The sequence below is a fragment of the Mycolicibacterium sp. HS_4_1 genome (genome assembly GCF_054515875.1).
On record NZ_CM137261.1, the window covers coordinates 2,945,202 to 2,963,780 of the forward strand.

An 18,579-nucleotide genomic window follows, 5' to 3' on the forward strand; every position below is an offset into this window, starting at 1 on the left:
AAAGCCTTTCGACGCCCCCGCAGGCGAACAGCCGAAGCAATGTCGCCAAATCGTCCCGTGACGCAGAACGGTACGGTACCGTACGCGTGATCGCAACCGGGTTGACATATGCGCAAAACCCTGCACCCAATGCCGTAACGGTGTGCAACGTCGAGGTGTAACTCTGGTATTCCATTCGGTGTGAGTGAGGCGGAAAGGGGTGTGGCGATGTCCGATGACATGTGCGCCGGCTCCAGCTGCCCGCGGAGTGAGCGTGAAGCCGAATTGTTGGCCATCACGCTGGAACTGCTGCAGGAGCACGGTTATGACCGCCTGAGCGTCGAAGCGGTGGCGACCAGGGCCAAGGCCAGCAAGGCGACGGTGTACCGGCGGTGGCCGTCGAAGGCGGATCTGGTGCTCGCCGCCTTCATCGAGGGCACCCGCAATTCCGCGGTTCCGCCACACACCGGGTCGCTGCGGGGCGACCTGCTGGAAATCGGTCGGGCCACCTGCGAACAGGCTCGAGAACACACGCGGACCATGCGTGCCGTGCTGAACGAGATGTCGCACAGCCCGGGCCTGCAAGCGGTGATGCAGGACAAGTTCGTTCTTCAGCGCAAGTTGGTGATCGACGGCGTGCTGGCCCAGGCGGTGGACCGCGGGGAGATCGACTCCTCGGCCATCAAGGAGGAGATCTTCGATCTGCTGCCGGGGTATCTCGTGTTCCGGGCACTGGTTTCGGATCGGCCACCGACCGATGACACGGTGCGAATCTTGGTCGACGATGTCCTACTGCCCAGCCTCACGGCCGGCCGGGAGCCTTAGGCCAGACGGTCGCCGACCCAGACGATGAGCTGAGCCCCGAACGGAAATCCGCTGCCCCAGAACGAGGTTCGCGGCAATCGCCGCCGCCGCATCACACCGCGGGGCCGAGCAAGTCGTCGCGCAGGCCAGGCGTCAACGTCATCAGTGCATGAGTGAGGTCACGGACGGACTCGTCGTGGGTGAGCCGGAGCCAGTCGAGTTCTGCATCCAAGGCGCGGGCGTAACCGGTGGTGGGGTCGAAGTAGTCAACTCCCACGCCGAAGAATTCGGCCAACATGTCCGCGGTGCGCGGGGATGGACACGTCCGGGTGCCAGATCGTAGCTGCGAGAGGTACGGGGCGGACAGTCGGTATCCGCGGCGGGCCAGGGCCTCCGTCACCTCGAAGCTTCGGTACGGACCGCGCCCGGGTGGGTAGATGGTGGCAAACAATCGGTTGAGCCGTTCGGCGAAAGTGGCTGCGTCCAACGAAGGTTGGCGACGTTTCTTGCTGACCATGTGATTCCCCCTTGAATCATGATGCGGTGCAGTGCCTTACGGCGTGCGAATGAATATCAGATCCGCTGTGGCGCTGAAGCGACCTGATGATGACCGCCCGGGGGTGCGGCACCTGGGCTAGATGCCGCAGGATGGTGTGCGGGTGTCAACCCGTCGCACGCACGTTAGCTCATATTTCTGCGAATGCAATGTCAGCAAATGTTTGCGAAGAGTTGACGCGTCGGTAGGTTCGTGGAATTCTCGTGACATCAGTTGAGTGCCAGGTAAGCCGGGGGGCTTAGGGCAGGCCTTCTCAAGGGGGATGCAGTGTTTCGTGTTGTGCCGCGGGTTTCGCGGTGTCTCATGCCGATGTCCGCGTTGCTCGCATGGCAGTCCCGGCGCCTGTGAGGATTGCTCGCGCGGTGGTAGCTATTCGGGGTTTGCGCCGGGGCTGATCGCTGGCGCAATCGCCATGGTTGGCGACCAGGTCGGCGGCATCCGGTGAGTTATGGCGCGCCGCGCCGGTTCGAATGGGCGGTTGCCAGGCCGTGGGTCGTCGATGGTGCCAACTCTGCGGTGCCACGACGTTGGTGTCGGTTGCGCCGTTTTCTGTGAAAGTGCCCGGTGTCTGCCGTTGATCGCAAGTGCTGGGACACGCCGCTGTGCGGCGCAGTTGGAAGGAGTTTGGCTATGCAGACCATGATCGGCAGCAGCGAGTGAATTCGGTTGGATGGCAGGACTACTCACAGCACGACTCCGCCGGATGGACGGCGGAGACCGCGGATATGATGGCGCTGCTGGGTGGCTCGCGTCTGTTGAAGCAGCCGCGCTCGGCGGAGCGCAACTCCGCGCATATCCCAGGTATGATCTGTCAGCCGCCGCGCCAGGTACGGGTGGCGTACTGGTGGGCCAAAGCGCTCCAAGCGCACGGCTGGCAATTGTGGGCATTGGGCGAGCAGCTCGCAGGTGGCGGGTTCATTGCCGAGATCGGCGTCACCGGCGGTGAATCGGTGTGGATGGTCTTTCCCCGCACTATGCCCGACGACGGCACCGAGGCGTCAGCGTTGGCCAACTTCATCCCGCGGCTCACGTTCGACCAGCGGAACTACCTTCGTCGGCTCGTCGCCACGGTGCCGTGGCACCTCCAGCGCGATGCGGAACCGGCCCGACATCCGAAGGGATCACCTCGTTGACCAGCGAGTCCGACATGGCATGGGAATTGGTGGAGTGCGTCCGCGCTCACCTGACGGTCGCGGAACTCAACAACGCATACGTGAACCTGGCTGTCGGCGAGTTCGACTCGGTGATCCAGATCTCGATGACAGTTGTTGAACGGGAACGACTTCCGGTGCCCGATTCGCTGGTCGACACGCTCGATACCTGGCGTGCGCTGCACCATCCCGAGGGTGTCACTGGCGAACGCCTCGCGCGCCAAATCGCACAGTGTCGGCTGAGCGGAGATTTCCGATGTGGTGGATAGACCGCGGCGAGTACGGAACCAATGTGTTGTGGGGGATTTGTAGTGTTGACACCGAGGGCGAAAGACGAGCTCGCTAGTACCGTCGTGCATCTGCCCAGTGCGCGCAAGGCCGAAGTGACCGCGCTTCTCCAATTCGCGGGCGGGCTGCGGGTAGCCGGTGGGCGCGTTGTGATCGACGCGGACGTCGATCGAGAGTCCGTGGCCGCCCGCATCTGCAAGGACCTCAAGGACTTGTGCGGGTACTCGGCAGAAGTACGTGCGCTGCCGAGCATAGGTTCGCGGGGTCGTTACCTGGTGCAGGTTGCCCACCAGGCCGAGGACGTGGCTCGCTGGACCGGGCTGATCGACCGGTGGGGGCGGCCGGTCCGGGGTATGCCGGCGCAGATCGTCGGCGGTAGTACCGCAGAAGCCGAAGCGGTGTGGCGTGGGGCGTTTCTCGCGCGGGGCTCGTTGTCGTTGGCTGGTCGCGCGCGGGGGCTGGAGGTCGAGTGCCCGGGTATGGAAGCCGCGTTGGCGCTGACCGGGGCCGCGCGCCGACTGGGTGTGCACGTGAAGGCTCGACAGCTACGAGGCGCGGATCGCGTCACCGTGCGTGACGCGGACACAATCGCGTTGTTGTTGAATCGAATTGGTGCCCAACAAACGCGAGCGGCCTGGCAGTCCCACCGCGATCGCGCCGACCCGATCATCGCTGATGCCGCATTGGTCGACTCCAATCAGCGTCGCGCGCAACGGTCGGCGATGGCGGCTGCGATTCGGGCGCAACGCGCCTTGGAAATCCTCGGGGACAAGGCACCCCGGCACTTCGTTGAAATCGCACGTCTACGCATCGAACACCCAGACTTGTCATTGGACGATTTGGGGCGTCTGGCCGCGCCACCGTTGACGAAGAACGCAGCAGCTGGTCGCCTTCGGCGGGTGTTGGCGATGGCAGACCGCGAAGCCCGGCGAGCTGGTGTCGCCGACACTCGTGGCGTGGTCGCGGCGGGATGACCTGAGCGGATCCGAGCGGGGATTCGAACTGCTGTTATCCCAGCGGGTCGCCCTCGACGACGTCGGTGATGGTGACATCGATCGGTCCGGCTGGGGTTCCGCCGTTCTGGTCGAGGTCGTCGAGGATGGTTCGGATCGTGTCGAGCACCAACCGCCGGATGTCGTCGCCGAGATCGCGCAGCTGGGTTCCGTAGCTTCCGGTGACGTCGATGTCGATGGCCCGCAACACCGCGCCTTCGAGCGTGAACGCGATACGTGTCGGCTGGCAGACAAATGCGCGGCGCAGCTCACGGGCCAGCAGGCTGCGCAGGGCGTGGTCGCTGATGTACACGACTCCGTCGCCGGTGTCCCGGGATGCCCGGATGGGCCAGCCGGCGCGGGACGCTGCATGCACCGCGGCACGCACTCTGTTGCTGATGGCGTCCCAGCCGGGCTCGGGCACAGTCCTCAGGTACGAGGCTGCGCGGTGCAGGAATGGATCGGGCTCCGTCACTGCCACCTCCTCAACAGAACACGCAGGGTCTTGACAGCCCGAAGGTGGTGACCGCGCACCGCATCGGCACTGAGGTGCAGCACCTCGCCAATTTCAGGGAACGTCATCTGCTCGACCTCCCGCATCATCCACACTGCGCGCTGACGCACCGGCAATTCGCCGAGTGCCAACTCCAGGGCATCCAAGAAGGCCGCATTGGACGCCGCGGTGAACGGGTCCGCGGACGTGTCGGGTCCCGCCAGCGGTTCGAGCACCCAATCTTCAACCGGTCGTGCACGTTTCAGCCGGTGTGTATCGGCAATTTTTCGGTAGCAGATGGCGAACAACCACGTCCGAAGTGACGAGCTTCCGCGAAAGGCACCGATCTGTTGCCATGCGGCAACGAAGGTGTCCTGCACGACATCTGGGACATCGGCTTCGTAGGCGAGCATTCGCCGTGCGTACCGGTAGAGCACCGGTCCGTAGCGGTTCACGATGACGTCGAACGCTTCGCGATCGCCGACTACCGCCGATGCCCGTAGGGCCTCGTCGTCAGCGTCGCGTAGGTCGCCACCGGTTGGCGCTGTCACCACACTCCGCTCTCAGCTACGCTTCACCGCTCTTGAAATATAGGGCCTTCGTACCAGAATTGGCTGCCGCTTGGGCTGCCTGAGCATCTTCAGCTGAGTAGATTTGCCATGTGTCCTGTATCACTCGATCGGGGCGTTCGGTTCGAGTCTTGAGTAACGACTACCCATATATCGATGTCGAAAGGGGAGCGGTGATGACCAGCGCACAGGCCGATGTGGAGTCGTCCGGCAAAGAAGTCAGCCCGTACCAGGGGTCACCGTTGGTGAGCTCGCAGGGGAAGACGACCATCGCGGACGTGGTCGTGTCCAAGATCGCCGGAATCGCGGCCCGTGAGGTCAGCGGCGTGTACGACCTGGGAGGCGGAGCGTCGCGCGTGGTGGGGGCGATCCGGGAGCGGATCCCTGGTGCCAGCGTCAACCAGAGCCAGGGTGTCTCGGTCGAGATCGGGGAGAAGCAGGCAGCGGTCGACATCGACATCGTGGCTGAATACGGCGTCGCGATTGCCGACCTGGCCGCCGGCATCCGGCGAAATGTCATCGCCGCGGTCGAACGCATGACGGGTCTTGAGGTCACCGAGGTCAACATCACCGTCCACGATGTGCACCTTGACGGTGACAGCGGCGACGATGCCGACGCCGCGCCTGCGCGTGTCCAGTGATGCCCCGCCGGGGGGAGGGGTTCTCGAGGACGCTGCCGATCGCATCGCGGCCGCGGTGAGTGCCGTCGAGGGCGTGGTCGGATTGCACGCCGGCATGTTCGGCGAGGTGGCGACCTACCTGCCGGGACGGCGGGTCTCTGGGATCCGGATCGGGGCGGACCGGGTCGACGTGCACGTGAGTCTTGTGCTCGGCGTGCCGGTGCGGCCCACCGCAGCCGCTATTCAGCGGGCCGTCGGCGAGCTGACCGACCTACCCGTCGACGTCACGATCGAAGATCTCGTGCCGGTGACACCAACGCCCGGTCGAGGACTGCAGTAGACATCCGCGGTGCGGCGGCGCGACGAGGGGCGCGCCGCCCCACCGTGGTACATGAACTTCCAAGTGCCACTACAACTTCGTTTCGCGGAAGGTTTACATCATGACCTCATCGACACTGGGTCTGGTTGCCGGTCTGCTACTCGGTATCGCTGCAGCGGCCGGCGGGCTCGGCGGCTTTCTCATCGCGTTGCTGCTCGGCGCGGCGGGATACCTGATCGGCGCTCACCGCGATGGCGAACTCGACCTGTCCGCGTTATTGCGGGGTCGCGACCGTGACTGAATCAGAGGTGACCGAATCAGTTGCAGCGCAGTCCGATTCCGAGGACGACGCTGCGACACGTGGCACCCTGACCGTACGTGAGAAGGTCGCACAACGGCTCGCCGTCCGTGCCGCGCTCGATACACCGGACGTACTGCCGTTCCCGGAAAGCCGCACGAAGATCGCCGGCCGGTCGCTGCCCCAAGCTCAGCTGACAGTCACCGCTGACCGGGTCACGGCCCACCTCAAGGTGACCGTGGCATGGCCTGCGCCGGCGGTGGACGTCGCCCGTGCGGTTCAGCGCAATGTCGCGCAGACGTTGTCCGACATGGCCGGCTTGCACGTCGACCGCGTCGACGTCACCGTCGAGCAACTCAGCACCGTCACCACAGACATGAAAAGGACCCGATGATGACCGCCGACAGCTCTGCACTACCCACACCGGGCCGGTCCCCAGTCGCTACTGCCACCGCTCGATACGTCGCGGTGGCGCTGGCCCTGGTTGTCGTGTGCGGCGGGGTGGTGTCGCTGCGTGAAGCCGGCGTCGAACTGGGCTGGGTCGCGGGAACGCCCTGGATCGGCACGGCTGTCTCGGCACTCAACGGTCTGCGCAGCCAGTGGTGGATGATGCCGGCAGGTGCCGCCGCACTGGTCCTTGGCGGCTGGCTGGTATTCGTCGCCCTGCGTCCTCGACGCAAGACCGTCGTCGCCGTCGATGCAGCGGGATCGGTATGGATGCGCCCGCGCGACGTCGCTCGATTGGCATCGCACGCGGCGTCATGCGTGCCTGGCGTCGAGGTGCTGAATTCGGCGGCAACTCGACGCAAGGTCACGATGTACGTCGGCCTCACGAGCATGGAGTCCGACGTCGAGGCCAAGGGAGCGATCGCTGCTGCTGTGGGTAGCGCGACCGAAATCCTGATTCCCACGCCGCGAATCGTCGTGCATGTCGGTACGAGTGGGGCTGCATGAGCCTGCTCCCGACTGACTTCGTGGATCGTGCCGCGACGCTGGTCGCGGGACTTGCGGTGGCCTGTCTCGGTGCCGCGGCGGTGCTGTGGCCTACCCATCTGGTGCGTACGGCACCAGAACGCATCAGTACCGGACCGGTAGCGCACGCCGCCACCTCGACGTGGTGGCCATGGGGGTTGGCCGGGGCCGGAGCTGTCTCGGTGGTGATCGGGCTCTTGTGGCTTATCGCGCACGTTCCCGTCCGGAAGAAACCGGTGCTGCGCGTTCCCGGCACTACCGACCCAGGATTCATCACAGTGAACCTCGACGGCGTCGCCTCGGCGGCCGCCGAGGCCTTGGAGCGGGAATCGAATGTCCAGTCCGCCAAAGGAAAAGCCATTGCCGATCGCCGCACGTCGACTGTGGAATTGACGGTCACCGCGGCACACCCGGCAGGTCTTGCGGATGTGATCTCGGCGGTCGATACCACGCTTGCCGACATCGCCCGGGTCACCGGGGGTACCGGCAACACAGTAGCGGCGCGCGCGGTGGTGCAGATTGCCAAAATCAAAGGCCGGGGCTTGGGCTGATCTCGCCGCTTCAGCGCGTTCGAACCAAACCAATGGACGTGAGCTCGACGGTGACGTTTGGAAACAGTCAGGGCAGGGAATAGCTCAGGAGTTAGCTGATGCCCTCGACGCGTCACTGAGTGTGAGGAATTGAAATGGTTCACGAAGCGCTGTTCGCCTTGCAGAGTCAGCCCGAGGCAGCTGGATTCATCCTGCGGGGTATCAAAGGAATCTTTGTCGCCATCGGCAGCGTCATTGCCGCCATCGTCTGCGCGGTGATCGCCGGCATGAAGGGCCGAAGCTCTTTGGGCTGGGGCATTCTCGGTCTGTTCTTCTCGATCGTGACACTGATCGTCGTGATCGTCATCCCCTCGAAGAAATCTTGAGCCAACTGGCATTTGGTGCATCAGCACCATTGGAGGAACGGCGATGAAGGAGCAAAAATGTCGGTTCGACGAATGATTTTGCTGGGCGGCGCAATTCTGCTGCTGGCCGGCGTCATAGGGCTGCTGGTACCCGTTTCGACATCGAGCAGCGACGGCAAGGACGTGGGTTGCGGTAACGCACTGTTCCAGAATCTGGACCAGGCGCGCTCGGCTAACGCGTCCAGCGTGGCAGGCGTCCCCATCCTCAATCAGATTGTCCCGCATACCGATTACGTGGCACAGTGCGAATCCGAACTGTCCAACCGGCGGGCGTGGTCGATCCCCGTGGCGATTCTGGGCATCGTGATCGCGGCGTCCTCTTTCGCGGTTCGCGGGCGGAGCGCCGCAAGCGCGCCGCACTGACGAGGCCGTCAGATGGGGGCGTCGTCGGCTGTCAGCGTCGCCGCCCCGGCATGCCGAACCACGGCATCATGGGCTGGTTGGCGGGGGGCGCGACCGTGCCCGGCCGAGCTTTGATCGACGTGCTGCCATTCGTCGAACAGATGGTTTTGGTGGAGGTGTCTTGACACGTCGGCCGAGCGTTGGCGACAGGCGCCGAAATGCCCGCCGCCACAGCCAAACTCACCATCAGTAATGCCGCTCCGCGTCGTTTTGGCATGGGTCCATTTCCCTCGGTCATGGGCGCGCTCATCAGGGGCACGCCGATACGACGGTGATGGCGTCTGCCCCGAGGGGTGTGCCCGCGGCTGCGGCGCGGTTGAAGGCGTCGTCCCGGGCGGCTTCGACGGTGGCACCGGCGCCGCCACTGACGACATGGCTCACGCCATCGCCCACAGACACGATGCAGAGGCGGTCGTTGGTCACCTCATCGCTGGTGCACTCAACACCGCCCGCCGCGGTGCATGCTGCGATGACTGCCGCCGACGCCTGATCGTTGGTGCCGCCGGTCGCGGTGAAGCCAACCAGCGCGCCTTCGAATTCGCCTGTGCCGACTGCCACCGACACGTTGTCTGATGGTTCTACGAAACCCGGTGGACCTCCTGCCCAAGCTGTAGCTGCCGCGCCACCTGCCAAGACGACGCCTGCAGCCACGATCGTCGAAACCAAACGGCTTTTCGCCATACAGACCCTCCCAATCGTGTAATTCAGCGGCAGTCTATCTATCGTTCGCTTGGATTTAACGCGAACTGGCATTTTTCCAGATCTGCGCTATTTGAGGTGCCGCTAGCTAAGTGCGGGTCCTGAACTACGGATTCGGTGCGTGCAAACGCCTGCTTCAGCCGGAGTGACCGGCGTGCGGCCAGCCGTCGATCTACCGGCCATCGATTCGCAGATCCCGCGAGATTTCTACGGCAGCAACTACATAGCGTCGGTCTGACCGTCCACGAACCTTCTCGCTCTCATCGCTGCGGCAACAGGTGGATTCCGGCATGCAGTTTGTCCGCCCCGGGTAAGTATCGGTCACCGGCTAGGGCACCATGTCGAATGACGATCGCCAATCTATGAGTTTGGGCTTGCTGGATAACGGGTATCTGCGGCCACGACACTGCCGAAAGAAAGTGATTTCACCATGCGTACCAACTCGAATCCACTGTTTGCAGGTCGCCTGCCCGTGTGCGTTGGCGCGCTGGCGCTGGCCGTGTCCAGTCTGGCCGGTTGTGGCGACAAGGCGTCGAACGACAAGACGACGACATCGGTCACGACGACGACATCGAGTACCGAAACATCCACGTCCACAGCAGTTCCAACATCATCGGCGCCGACGGTGTACTCGTCGGCGCCAGTCACCGAATCGCCCGCACCGCAGATGCCCGCGACCGAGCCGGGAGGCCCGATGATGCCAGCGCCGCCGGCGATTCCCGCCCCGCCGGCGATTCCGTCGCCCCCGGCCATCCCGTCACCGCCGCCCATCCCGGCGCCGCCACGGATTCCTATGCCGTGACGGCCGACGGCCTAGGCCGCTAACCTGCGAGGCGGGGGATCACCTCGTCGCCGAGTCGTCGCACCCAGCCGGCAGGGTCGGGGTTGCCGGGCAACGGCCCGGTCATGATGAGGTCGAAACCAAGTTCGGCCCACTGATCGAGCGTGCGGAGGTACTCATCGACGTCTGCGAGCGGATCGTCGAATGCTCCCGCGGTCAGCTGGATCTCGGACGCGTCGCGGCCAACGTCGTCGCAGTGGCGGTGCAGCACCTCGAGTTTGTGAGGCATCTCCTCCAGTGATCCCGTGCTGTTCCAAACGTCGGCGTACTGCGCGACGAGACGAAGTGTCTTACGCTCGCCGGAACCGCCGATGATGATGGGCGGACGCCGCACCGGTTGCGGAGAGCACAGGGTCTCGTCCAGCTGGAAGTGCTTGCCCTCGAAGGGGCCGTCGTCATCGCTCCACATCTGCAGGCAGATCTGCAGCGTCTCCTCCAGCATCTCGAATCGCTCGGACAGCCTGGGGTAGGGGATGCCGAGGCCGCGGTGTTCGCGGTCGTACCAGGCTGCGCCAAGGCCGAACATCGACCGGCCCTGGGACAGCACGTCCAGGGTCGTCATCGTCTTGGCAAGCACGCCGGGGTGGCGGTAGGTCACGCCGGTCACCATCGTGGAGAGCTCGATTCGGTTGGTGATCCCGGCGAGATAGCCCAGTGTCGTGTAGCACTCGAGGAATGGGTCTTCGGCACGGCCGATGTTCTCCATTTGGAAGAAGTGATCGGCCAGTGTGAGCAACGCAAAGCCGGCGTCCTCCGCGGCCGTCGCAGTTGCGGCTAACGTCGGCTGGAGTTGGCTGGCTTCCCCGGGAAGGAAATCGATGTAGTGAATGCCCAGTTTCATTGTCCTCTAGTTCCTTTCGTCGTCGAATAGTCGATCGAGCAGCGTCAGCGCCTCGATGACAGTGCGACGCTCAGCCTCGGTGTAGCGGTCTTCGAAAGCGCGCACGAGCCACCCCTCTCGGGCCTTGCGATCGATCTCCGCACGGTGGAGACCCTGCGAGGTGAGAGTGATGAGCTGCCGGCGCCCGTCGGTGGGGTCAGGGGCCCGAGCGACGAGACCCTGTTGGTCCAGGCTGGACACGGTGGCCGCCATGGATTGCGGGCGGACGCGTTCCGCACCCGCGAGCTGGCTGGTCGAGGCCGCGCCGTCCTTGGCCAGGCGCAAGAGCACGGCGGTCTGCGATGGCGTCAGGTCGTCGGCGGCGGCGAATTGCCGCAGCCGCCTCCGCAGTCGGCCGAATGTCACACGCACATCGCGCGCCGCCGTCAATGCGGATTCGCTCACCTGACCCATATGCACAGTCTAGACTGTGCAGTTGCAACTGTGCAATATCCAAGCGGGGAAGCTGTCCTCGCCTGTGTTCGGCGAGATGCGAACCGTCATCATCGGGTCGAGAGGTGCGCGGCAATGACATTGCGTAGACGTCGTTCGGATACTTGGCGTTTACCGTCCGTCGCCCCCGGGTTCACTACTGGCACAAGGTGAATCAGGCACCGTCCCTTGGCCTCTAAACATCAGGGCCTAATGGCCTTAGTGCCTTCGACGTGGCTCGCGCATCCTTTCGGCATGTCGCAAACAAGCCAGCAAGCTCAGCGCGCAACATCGGGTCCCGATCAACTGAATGTGGATGACGTTGCCGGTCTCCGTCTACGAATCACCAACCGACTTCCGTCGGAACACATCGACGGTGCCTGGTGGCCTTGCTCAACGGACTTGGTCGCCGAGCTGCCCGCACTGCTGGCCACGCTGTCGCGGCGGCTGGGCCAGGTCGTGATGGTGGGCTATGTCCGCAACGGCTGGACTCCCACGCCACCTGAAGTCGAAATCGCCGGGCAGACAATAGAACTGCTGGCCTTTGACAGTGCCGAGCCGGCCAGCGTCATTCTCGTCGGGCACGATGGTCATCACCTCACGCTGCGCGTCATCTCGCCGCAAACCGGTGAACGGGATGCGCAACAGGCCTTGGCCGCCGTACCGGAACGAAGCCGCGCCGGGACCGGCACGGCAGCCGCCGCAGCACGATCCGTGGTTGACGTCGCGGACAAACTGGCACGCCATGAAGGGCGACACGATGCTCGGCGAAAGGCCGAGATCATGCGCTGGTGTGAGGACGCCGCCGTCCAGTTCGACGAGGCACGAATCCAGAGCTTCGTCCCCATCCTCGTCGAACACATTGTCCGGAACAAGATGTACCAGAGCCGCGATGCGCGAGCATCGCAGCCAGCCGTTGATTCCAACGACCGTGCTGGCGATGGTCCACGGCTCCCTCGGTGAATCTTCCGAGTACCGGTACGGACGGACCAGCCGCACACGGCTGTGGCATTTCAACTTACCCGCCAAAGAGTTAACGAATCAGGAGCCCGCTGATGTCGTCATTTCATGAGACCTCTGCCGTCGTGCGCGACGCGCCTGCCACTGATCGCGAACTGGTACGTTTACTCGGTCAACTCGACGACCTGCTCGGCAGCCTTGAGTCCGCTGAATCAGCGTGGCAGCACTGGCTCGCCAACGTCGCTGCCAACTACCGGTTGAGCGCTCGAAATCTCGTGCACTACTGGGCGATCCGGCAGTGTGACCTACGAGAGCTGCAAAGTCGGCTGGCCGCCTTCGGACTGTCCTCTCTGGGACGCAGCGAACCACACGTACAGGCCACACTGCTACTCGTGCGAGCGGCGGTACTGGCGATGCTCGAAGACTCGTGGCAACCACCCGCACCGGCAATCGTGCACGCCAACCAGGGGAGGCAACTGCTACGCAACCGCGCCGTCGATCTGCTGGGACCCGCACCGGCCGACCATGAGGCTCGCATCATGGTCACCTTGCCGTCGTCCGCCGCGACGGACCCAGATCTGATTCGCCGGTTGATCGAACGCGGCATGAATCTTGCTCGCATCAACTGTGCCCACGACGACCCTGACGCTTGGCGTGCCATGGCCGGTCACGTTCGGCACGCGAGCCAGCTCTCCGGACGGAGCTGCCTGATCGCGATGGATCTCGCCGGGCCGAAGCTGCGCACCGGACCGATCGAGCCAGGGCCGCGTTGTGTCAAGCTTCGGCCCAGTCGCGATGCGCTGGGCCGCGTTCTCGCCCCGGCGCGAGCCTGGTTGACAGCGGCGGAAAACCCCACCGCAGCGCCAGAAGCCGACATGGCGACGCTGCCGGTGCCCGCACAGTGGCTGGCCCGTCGGCATGCGGGCGATGTGATCACAGTGCACGACACTCGCGGCGCGACCCGTCACCTCCAGCTGACAAGCGCGTCGTCGCACGTCGACGGATTCCTGGTAATCACTTCCAAGACGACGTATCTCGCTACCGGCACCGTTCTGCGTGTGGAGAACACCGACGACCCAACCGAGCTCGGACTGCTGCCCGAACGCGAGCAGAACCTGTTACTGCGGCCCGGCGACCTGCTGAACGTCACGCGGGACTGCACACCCGCGGACATCGGTAGCGAGAGCGTGGCGCAGATCGGTTGCACGTTGCCCGACGTTTTCGACAACGCTCGGGTCGGCGAAACGATCTATTTCGACGATGGCCGAATCGGCGGGGAAATCACATCGGTGGACCCCGGAGTACTACAGGTGCGCATTGACCACGCCGCAGTTGGCGGTTCAAAACTGCGCGCGGCGAAAGGCATCAACGTGCCCGACACGTATTTGCCTGTGCTGGCGTTAACTGCCAAAGACGTCGCTGACCTGGAGACCGTGGTGCAGATCGCCGATCTCGTCGAAATGTCGTTCGTCAAAGATCCCCGCGATGTCGTGCAACTCCACGAGGAACTGGCCAAACTCGGTGGCGACCATCTTGGCGTCGTACTCAAGATCGAGACGGGCCGTGCGTTCGAGTACCTGCCACAACTACTCTTGACGGCGATGCGGCGGCCGCGGATCGGGGTGATGATCGCGCGCGGTGACCTCGCTGTCGAGGTGGGCTACGAACGGCTGGCCGAACTGCAGGAGGAAATCCTGTGGCTGTGCGAATCAGCCCATCTGCCGGTGATCTGGGCGACCCAAGTGCTCGAACAGCTCGCCACGAGTGGACAGCCGTCGCGCGCCGAAATCAGTGATGCCGCAATGGGTGAGCGGGCCGAGTGCGTCATGCTCAACAAAGGCCCGCACATCGATGCAGCCGTAACGGTGCTTGACAACATCCTACGTCGAATGGCCGAGCATCATTACAAAAAGAATGCACTACTGCGACAGCTGCACTCGTGGCACCCAGACGCGGGCTGAATGCAGAGCAGCTTGGGGAGCTTCTCGAGTTGCAGACCAACATACCCACGGGGTTGGGACGTTTTACCCTACGGCCGGCGTTTCGTGGCGCGAAGAGTTCGCGTTGTCTGACGATGGATCCGGGAAAGAGAGAAGCATGGTGACTACGGTGCAAACCCCGAGGCTGCTTGGCAATCTGTGGAAGTCGGTCTTGGTGTGGGGCGGGCTCACGCTAATCGCGGGTGCTGTAGTGCTGGCGTGGCCGGGACCAACCGTCGACGCCGTCGCGATACTGTTCGGCGTTTACCTGCTGGCTGCGGGCATCGCGCAGATAGTTGTGGCCTTCAGCCTTCATCGGTCGGCGAGTGTGCGCGTGCTGTGGTTCATCAGTGGTGCACTGTCATTGGTGTTGGGAGTGTTGGCGTTTCGTCATCTCGACCAGGGCTACCCAATTCTCTTTCTAGCCATCTGGATAGGCATCGGCTTCATCTTCCAAGGGGTTGCCGAGGTAGCGGTGGCGATGAGCTATTCGGAGTTGCCCTACCGCGGCTGGCACGTGTTCCTTGGCGTGATCAGCGTGATTGCCGGCATGGTCGTGCTTGCCTCACCGTTTGCGTCGATCTTGGTGGTGGCTATTGTCACCGGTGCCTGGCTAGTCGTCATCGGCATCGCACAGATCGTGTGGGCGCTGCGGGCGCGCAGCGAGATCAACCGCACCTACCGCCAATTTCAAGGGTTGACGAGCCAGTCGGCGGCTTGAGCGCCAAGGCGAATGTAGCGTGCCATGACCGGCTCTGCAGATTCCGCCGGCCATGCCGCGGATACAGGTCATCACCGTCGGGTAGCTCAACCCCACGGTGAGGATGAAGGGCCAATCACGCACGCCGAACTCCGGGCCTCACAACAGCGCTCTGCGGGCCATCGACTGGGGCAGCGCGGGCAGCGGTTCGATTGGAGCTCTCCGTTCTTCGTCGGGTTAGCTGCGTCTGCGGGTGTCGCGGTGACCTATGGCGCGGTGCGGGCGCTGGCCTTAATGGCATCAGTGCTGCTATTGATCGGCGTAGCAATGTTTTTCGCTCTCGGGCTCGATCCGGCCGTATCCATGCTGGTGAACCGGAGGTTACCGCGCTGGCTGGCCGTCACTGTTGTGGTGGCTTGTGTGGTTGGTATCGTCGGCGGAGTCGTGGCGGCGGCGGTACCTGCACTGGTAGCCGAGGCGCACCAGTTCAGCGCGCAGCTACCGCACTACATCCAAATGGTCAACGACCACTCCTCGGCGATCGGAAGGTTCAGCGAGCGGTTTCGCGTTCAGCAGCGCGTCACCGAGATGATCAGCGGGTCAGGGCGTTTCACCGTTGCCGGAGTCGTCAAGACCAGCACCGAGGTGTTCGGCGCGCTGTCCCACGCGGCCGTGGTCTTGGTGATGATGGTGTATTTTCTGGCCGACATGCGTCGCATCCGGGCTGGCTTTTACCGGTGCCTGCCCAACTCGCGGCGCCCTCGCGCGATCCTGATCGGCGATGAGGTGGTGGCCAAGTTGGGCGACTATCTCCTTGGCAATGTCGCGACTTCGCTCATCGCAGGAGTGGCGACATTTGTGTGGTGCCTGGCGTTCGACATTCCCTACGCAGTGTTGCTCGGTGTCGTCGTGGCGATACTGGACCTGTTTCCCTACGGTTCCAGCGTCGGCGGGTTCTTCGTCGCGGCCCTCGCCCTGACGGTATCGATCCCGGTCTGCGCGGCCAGCGTCGTGTTCTACGTGGTGTTCCGCTTGGCCGAGGACTATCTGCTGACCCCCAAGATCATCGGTCGGGCAGTGCAGATCCCTGCAGGAGTGACCGTTGTCGCGGTGTTGTTGGGGGCGGCGTGGTTGGGGGTTGTCGGCGCACTGGTCGCCGTCCCGGTCGCCGCGGTTATACAGCTGTTGGTGGCCGAACTGGTGTTGCCTGTGCTCGACGAAATGTGAACAGCGACTGCCCCTAGGTATCGGTGATCTTGGCCCATGAAGTTATTGAGGCTCAACACTTCTCATCGTGCTGACCACACGAGAGCGTGCGTTACTCGTACCTCGCGCCTGGCCCCGATGTCCAAGAGCCTTGGCCGATAACCTGACGGGCCCGGTAAGGGACACGGTGCGCGATGTCGACTGCGTGGTCGGCGAATCGTTCGTAGTAGCGGCTGAGCAGAGTGACGTCGATCGCTGTGGTGATGCCGTAAGGCCAGTCTGGGTCCATCACGACTGCGAAGAGTTGCCGATGAATGCTGTCCATCGCGTCGTCAGCGATGGACAGCTGCGGTGCTTTGTCTGGATTCTGTTCGAGCACCGCGGTCTTCGCATCATTAGCTATCCGAAATGCGATGTATCCCATTTCGGCGAAGTATCTGCCAACGTCGGCGGGCACGGCGCTCAGAGGATGGCGTCGGTGACTGATTCGAGCGACATGGGCGGCCAGGGCCGTCATGCGCCGTAGATCGGCCAGGCTCTTGAGGCAGCCGATTGCTGTGCGCAGATCGGGCCCGAGCGGCGGTTGACGGGCCAGGATGGCGAACGTGTCTGCTTCCAGGGCGGCACACTGGTCGAGGATTGTGGGCCCGCGGTCGATGACACGTTCAGCGGCATCGACGTCGGTGTTGAGGAGGGCCTCGGTGGCAACCTGCATCATCGTGGCAGTACGGTCGCAAACGACAGCAATACCACCACTCAAATCGTCGATCCGCTCATAAAAGACCGTCCGCACGGGGGTCCAGCGTACGAGCTCGCAGAGGAATTTCTCCGCGAGTCAACCAAATTTTGGCCACTGGCCGACCAATGTTCAACAAGTGATGCCGTAGTCCGGCCTGTGCGCCGTAGTCGGCCCGGACCTGGGCATACCAACCATGACCTCATCGTCGTGGTTCCCGGTCGACGCGCTGTGGTCTTCGGCGGAGACCTGGTCGAGGAATCCGGCGATCCAGCCGTCGATGCGCATTCGGACGTCACGGCGTGGCCGGCGACGCTGGACGTGCTGCTCGCGGCGGCCGGGCTGGACGCGCTTCTGGTGCCGGGCCACGGAGCAGTTGTGGATGCCCACTTCGTTCGGCTCCAGCAGCAATGGCTGCGCGCTAGGGCGGTCAGATAGCGGCGCTACCGTACGGCGGTGCGGACGCGGTTCACTTGCCCGATTCGTCACCATGACGATTAGTAGTGCGCTGCGCATCGAGCGTCCTGGGGGATCGGGCAAGATCGGGCAGGCATCGGTGAGCTATCCAATGCGAGTCGCGCGCGCCGTCAACTCGCAAGTGAGGCCAACCCCAGCCACGGGATGCCGGCCAGCCAACGCGAGGATGATGCAACGAAAAGTGCTGCGGTACAGGCGCGTCCATACGCCCAGGCCCATTCCACTAAATCGTCACTGTGACGTATTTGGTGACTCGTAGCCCGCGCACTCCCGACCGTTGAGCGGGGTCGTTGCGATTGAGTGATGTCAGTTCTCATCCGATCTGAAGCATTCTCATTTGATGTGACACATCGGCGCGCCTTTCTCATTTGATCTGATACAGCCGGTACCGTTCTGGGCATGTCGATGCTGGCCGGTGATGCTGTTGCCGCGGGCCGGTGCGATGCGGTGTTTGAGGTAGCCGACGTGGATGGGACTTCCCGTCTTCCATTGGAGTTGGCTCATGGGATCCGGTTCGATGTCGATTGCGAGCCGGTGCGGTCGTTTCCGTCGTTTCGTGGGCAACGGAATTTTCCTGGGCTGTGGTGGTTCGCGACGACGCGCCGGCACATCGGTTATGAATCGTGGGTTGAGCGGGATCAGCTGATGGCATTGGATGCTAATCCTGAAACCGTTGGCGTTGCCTCCCAACCTTTTCGGCTGCGATGGCCCGATGGCCGTCATCATGTGCCCGACTACTACGCTCGCAGATCCGACGGCACGGTCGTGATCGTCGATGTTCGTCCCGATGACCGGATTCCTGAGTCTGATGCGGAGTTGTTCGCCCGCTCGGAGGTCGTGTGCATTGCGGCCGGCTGGCAGTACCGGCGCGTCGGTGTATTGGACCCTGTGCTGGCGGCGAACCTGCGGTGGCTGTCTGGGTACCGGCATCCGAGAGCGTTGCGACCTGGCGTGGCGGCAGAACTGTTGAGCTGTTTCGCCCGCGAGCAGCCCCTTCTGGAGGGCGCGACGGCGGTGGGCGACCCGCTGGTGGTGCTGCCTGTGCTGTTCCATCTGCTCTGGCATCGACGCTTGGTGGTCGATCTGTCCCGGACGGTCCTCGACGATCGGACGGCAGTGAGCGCGGCAGCGTTATGAGTTCGCTTCGAGGCGGTGTGATCCGTGAAGGCGATGAAATCCGTCTAGGTTCACGGGTTTTCACGGTCGCAAGTCTGGCCGGAGGATCGGTACGGCTTGTCGACGCTGTTGGTGAACGCACAACCGTTCCCCTG

At 63.7% G+C, this 18,579-nt stretch carries 25 protein-coding genes and 1 pseudogene; 19 read left to right on the top strand and 7 right to left on the bottom strand.

Going from position 1 to position 18,579, the window contains the following annotated elements:
- The first annotated feature begins 207 nt into the window (after window positions 1–207).
- On the top strand, window positions 208–804 hold the full coding sequence (locus ACX12F_RS14020) for a TetR/AcrR family transcriptional regulator (protein WP_459370121.1): 597 nt from the start codon (window positions 208–210) through the stop codon (window positions 802–804).
- A gap of 91 nt (window positions 805–895) precedes the next feature.
- Here the strand turns inward: ACX12F_RS14020 and ACX12F_RS14025 are convergent, their stop codons facing one another.
- The gene (locus tag ACX12F_RS14025) at window positions 896–1,300 is read right to left on the bottom strand and encodes a helix-turn-helix domain-containing protein (RefSeq protein WP_459370122.1); all 405 of its coding nucleotides are present in this window, start codon (window positions 1,298–1,300) and stop codon (window positions 896–898) included.
- A gap of 695 nt (window positions 1,301–1,995) precedes the next feature.
- On the opposite strand from ACX12F_RS14025, the gene ACX12F_RS14030 reads away from it, so the two are divergent.
- Genes ACX12F_RS14030 through whiA form a run of 3 tightly spaced genes read left to right on the top strand, consistent with a single transcriptional unit; the run spans window position 1,996 to window position 3,752 of the window.
- On the top strand, window positions 1,996–2,472 hold the full coding sequence (locus ACX12F_RS14030; RefSeq protein WP_459370123.1) for a hypothetical protein: 477 nt from the start codon (window positions 1,996–1,998) through the stop codon (window positions 2,470–2,472).
- Window positions 2,469–2,759 carry a hypothetical protein gene (locus ACX12F_RS14035; protein WP_459370124.1) on the top strand — a complete coding sequence of 97 codons (291 nt, stop codon included), beginning with the start codon at window positions 2,469–2,471 and terminating at the stop codon, window positions 2,757–2,759. Before ACX12F_RS14030 ends, ACX12F_RS14035 begins: the two co-directional genes overlap by 4 nt.
- A 45-nt stretch (window positions 2,760–2,804) precedes the next feature.
- Window positions 2,805–3,752 (top strand): DNA-binding protein WhiA, encoded by a 948-nt coding sequence (gene whiA / locus ACX12F_RS14040; protein WP_459370348.1) that lies wholly within the window; start codon window positions 2,805–2,807, stop codon window positions 3,750–3,752.
- Between the two features lie 34 nt (window positions 3,753–3,786).
- On the opposite strand, the gene ACX12F_RS14045 is transcribed toward whiA, so the two are convergent.
- Both ACX12F_RS14045 and ACX12F_RS14050 read right to left on the bottom strand, forming a co-directional pair.
- Window positions 3,787–4,245, bottom strand: coding sequence for a hypothetical protein (locus tag ACX12F_RS14045; RefSeq protein ID WP_459370125.1), 459 nt, complete (start codon window positions 4,243–4,245; stop codon window positions 3,787–3,789).
- On the bottom strand, window positions 4,242–4,814 hold the full coding sequence (locus ACX12F_RS14050) for an RNA polymerase sigma factor (RefSeq protein WP_138230694.1): 573 nt from the start codon (window positions 4,812–4,814) through the stop codon (window positions 4,242–4,244). Before ACX12F_RS14050 ends, ACX12F_RS14045 begins: the two co-directional genes overlap by 4 nt.
- 194 nt (window positions 4,815–5,008) lie before the next feature.
- Here ACX12F_RS14050 and ACX12F_RS14055 point away from each other — a divergent pair, with 194 nt between their 5' ends.
- The 8 genes from ACX12F_RS14055 to ACX12F_RS14090 all read left to right on the top strand — a co-directional run bounded on the left by ACX12F_RS14055 (window position 5,009) and on the right by ACX12F_RS14090 (window position 8,359).
- Window positions 5,009–5,473, top strand: a complete 465-nt coding sequence (locus ACX12F_RS14055) for an Asp23/Gls24 family envelope stress response protein (protein WP_459370126.1) — start codon at window positions 5,009–5,011, stop codon at window positions 5,471–5,473.
- On the top strand, window positions 5,442–5,792 hold the full coding sequence (locus ACX12F_RS14060; RefSeq protein WP_459370127.1) for an Asp23/Gls24 family envelope stress response protein: 351 nt from the start codon (window positions 5,442–5,444) through the stop codon (window positions 5,790–5,792). Before ACX12F_RS14055 ends, ACX12F_RS14060 begins: the two co-directional genes overlap by 32 nt.
- Before the next feature lie 100 nt (window positions 5,793–5,892).
- Window positions 5,893–6,072: a hypothetical protein gene (locus ACX12F_RS14065; protein WP_459370128.1), complete on the top strand. Its 180-nt coding sequence runs from the start codon at window positions 5,893–5,895 to the stop codon at window positions 6,070–6,072.
- Window positions 6,065–6,463, top strand: a complete 399-nt coding sequence (locus ACX12F_RS14070) for an Asp23/Gls24 family envelope stress response protein (RefSeq protein WP_459370129.1) — start codon at window positions 6,065–6,067, stop codon at window positions 6,461–6,463. The genes ACX12F_RS14065 and ACX12F_RS14070 overlap by 8 nt, the downstream gene beginning before the upstream one ends.
- Window positions 6,463–7,023 (top strand): DUF6286 domain-containing protein, encoded by a 561-nt coding sequence (locus tag ACX12F_RS14075; protein ID WP_459370130.1) that lies wholly within the window; start codon window positions 6,463–6,465, stop codon window positions 7,021–7,023. Before ACX12F_RS14070 ends, ACX12F_RS14075 begins: the two co-directional genes overlap by 1 nt.
- Window positions 7,020–7,592: an Asp23/Gls24 family envelope stress response protein gene (locus ACX12F_RS14080; RefSeq protein ID WP_459370131.1), complete on the top strand. Its 573-nt coding sequence runs from the start codon at window positions 7,020–7,022 to the stop codon at window positions 7,590–7,592. The genes ACX12F_RS14075 and ACX12F_RS14080 overlap by 4 nt, the downstream gene beginning before the upstream one ends.
- A 134-nt stretch (window positions 7,593–7,726) precedes the next feature.
- Window positions 7,727–7,957: a deoxyribodipyrimidine photolyase gene (locus tag ACX12F_RS14085; RefSeq protein ID WP_459370132.1), complete on the top strand. Its 231-nt coding sequence runs from the start codon at window positions 7,727–7,729 to the stop codon at window positions 7,955–7,957.
- A 57-nt stretch (window positions 7,958–8,014) separates the two neighbouring features.
- The gene (locus ACX12F_RS14090) at window positions 8,015–8,359 is read left to right on the top strand and encodes an aminopeptidase (protein WP_459370133.1); all 345 of its coding nucleotides are present in this window, start codon (window positions 8,015–8,017) and stop codon (window positions 8,357–8,359) included.
- Window positions 8,360–8,647: 288 nt separating this feature from the next.
- Here ACX12F_RS14090 and ACX12F_RS14095 read toward each other — a convergent pair whose 3' ends face one another.
- A complete protein-coding gene (locus ACX12F_RS14095) occupies window positions 8,648–8,962 on the bottom strand; it encodes a hypothetical protein (protein WP_459370134.1) in 315 nt (104 codons plus the stop codon).
- A 651-nt stretch (window positions 8,963–9,613) separates the two neighbouring features.
- Between ACX12F_RS14095 and ACX12F_RS14100 the strand changes: the two genes are divergently transcribed.
- A complete protein-coding gene (locus ACX12F_RS14100; RefSeq protein WP_459370135.1) occupies window positions 9,614–9,922 on the top strand; it encodes a hypothetical protein in 309 nt (102 codons plus the stop codon).
- On the opposite strand, the gene ACX12F_RS14105 is transcribed toward ACX12F_RS14100, so the two are convergent.
- Window positions 9,919–10,779: an LLM class F420-dependent oxidoreductase gene (locus ACX12F_RS14105; RefSeq protein ID WP_459370136.1), complete on the bottom strand. Its 861-nt coding sequence runs from the start codon at window positions 10,777–10,779 to the stop codon at window positions 9,919–9,921. The two genes, ACX12F_RS14100 and ACX12F_RS14105, sit on opposite strands and share 4 nt — an antisense overlap.
- Window positions 10,780–10,785: 6 nt before the next feature.
- Window positions 10,786–11,232, bottom strand: coding sequence for a MarR family winged helix-turn-helix transcriptional regulator (locus tag ACX12F_RS14110; protein ID WP_459370137.1), 447 nt, complete (start codon window positions 11,230–11,232; stop codon window positions 10,786–10,788).
- A gap of 330 nt (window positions 11,233–11,562) precedes the next feature.
- Between ACX12F_RS14110 and ACX12F_RS14115 the strand changes: the two genes are divergently transcribed.
- The 4 genes from ACX12F_RS14115 (at window position 11,563) to ACX12F_RS14130 (ending at window position 16,116) form a co-directional block, all read left to right on the top strand.
- Window positions 11,563–12,213 carry a DUF5994 family protein gene (locus ACX12F_RS14115; protein ID WP_459370349.1) on the top strand — a complete coding sequence of 217 codons (651 nt, stop codon included), beginning with the start codon at window positions 11,563–11,565 and terminating at the stop codon, window positions 12,211–12,213.
- A 92-nt stretch (window positions 12,214–12,305) separates the two neighbouring features.
- Window positions 12,306–14,171: a pyruvate kinase gene (locus ACX12F_RS14120; protein WP_459370138.1), complete on the top strand. Its 1,866-nt coding sequence runs from the start codon at window positions 12,306–12,308 to the stop codon at window positions 14,169–14,171.
- A 136-nt stretch (window positions 14,172–14,307) separates the two neighbouring features.
- Window positions 14,308–14,910, top strand: coding sequence for an HdeD family acid-resistance protein (locus ACX12F_RS14125; RefSeq protein WP_459370139.1), 603 nt, complete (start codon window positions 14,308–14,310; stop codon window positions 14,908–14,910).
- Window positions 14,911–15,150: 240 nt separating this feature from the next.
- On the top strand, window positions 15,151–16,116 hold the full coding sequence (locus ACX12F_RS14130) for an AI-2E family transporter (RefSeq protein ID WP_459370140.1): 966 nt from the start codon (window positions 15,151–15,153) through the stop codon (window positions 16,114–16,116).
- Window positions 16,117–16,207: 91 nt separating this feature from the next.
- On the opposite strand, the gene ACX12F_RS14135 is transcribed toward ACX12F_RS14130, so the two are convergent.
- Complete coding sequence (locus ACX12F_RS14135; RefSeq protein ID WP_459370141.1) at window positions 16,208–16,810, bottom strand: phosphate signaling complex PhoU family protein; 603 nt, start codon at window positions 16,808–16,810, stop codon at window positions 16,208–16,210.
- A gap of 174 nt (window positions 16,811–16,984) precedes the next feature.
- Between ACX12F_RS14135 and ACX12F_RS14140 the strand changes: the two are divergent.
- Together ACX12F_RS14140 and ACX12F_RS14145 are read left to right on the top strand one after the other, a co-directional pair.
- Window positions 16,985–17,269 (top strand): annotated as a pseudogene (locus ACX12F_RS14140) (MBL fold metallo-hydrolase); the annotation flags it as partial.
- Between the two features lie 444 nt (window positions 17,270–17,713).
- The gene (locus tag ACX12F_RS14145; protein ID WP_235718637.1) at window positions 17,714–18,445 is read left to right on the top strand and encodes a TnsA-like heteromeric transposase endonuclease subunit; all 732 of its coding nucleotides are present in this window, start codon (window positions 17,714–17,716) and stop codon (window positions 18,443–18,445) included.
- Window positions 18,446–18,579: the final 134 nt, after the last annotated feature.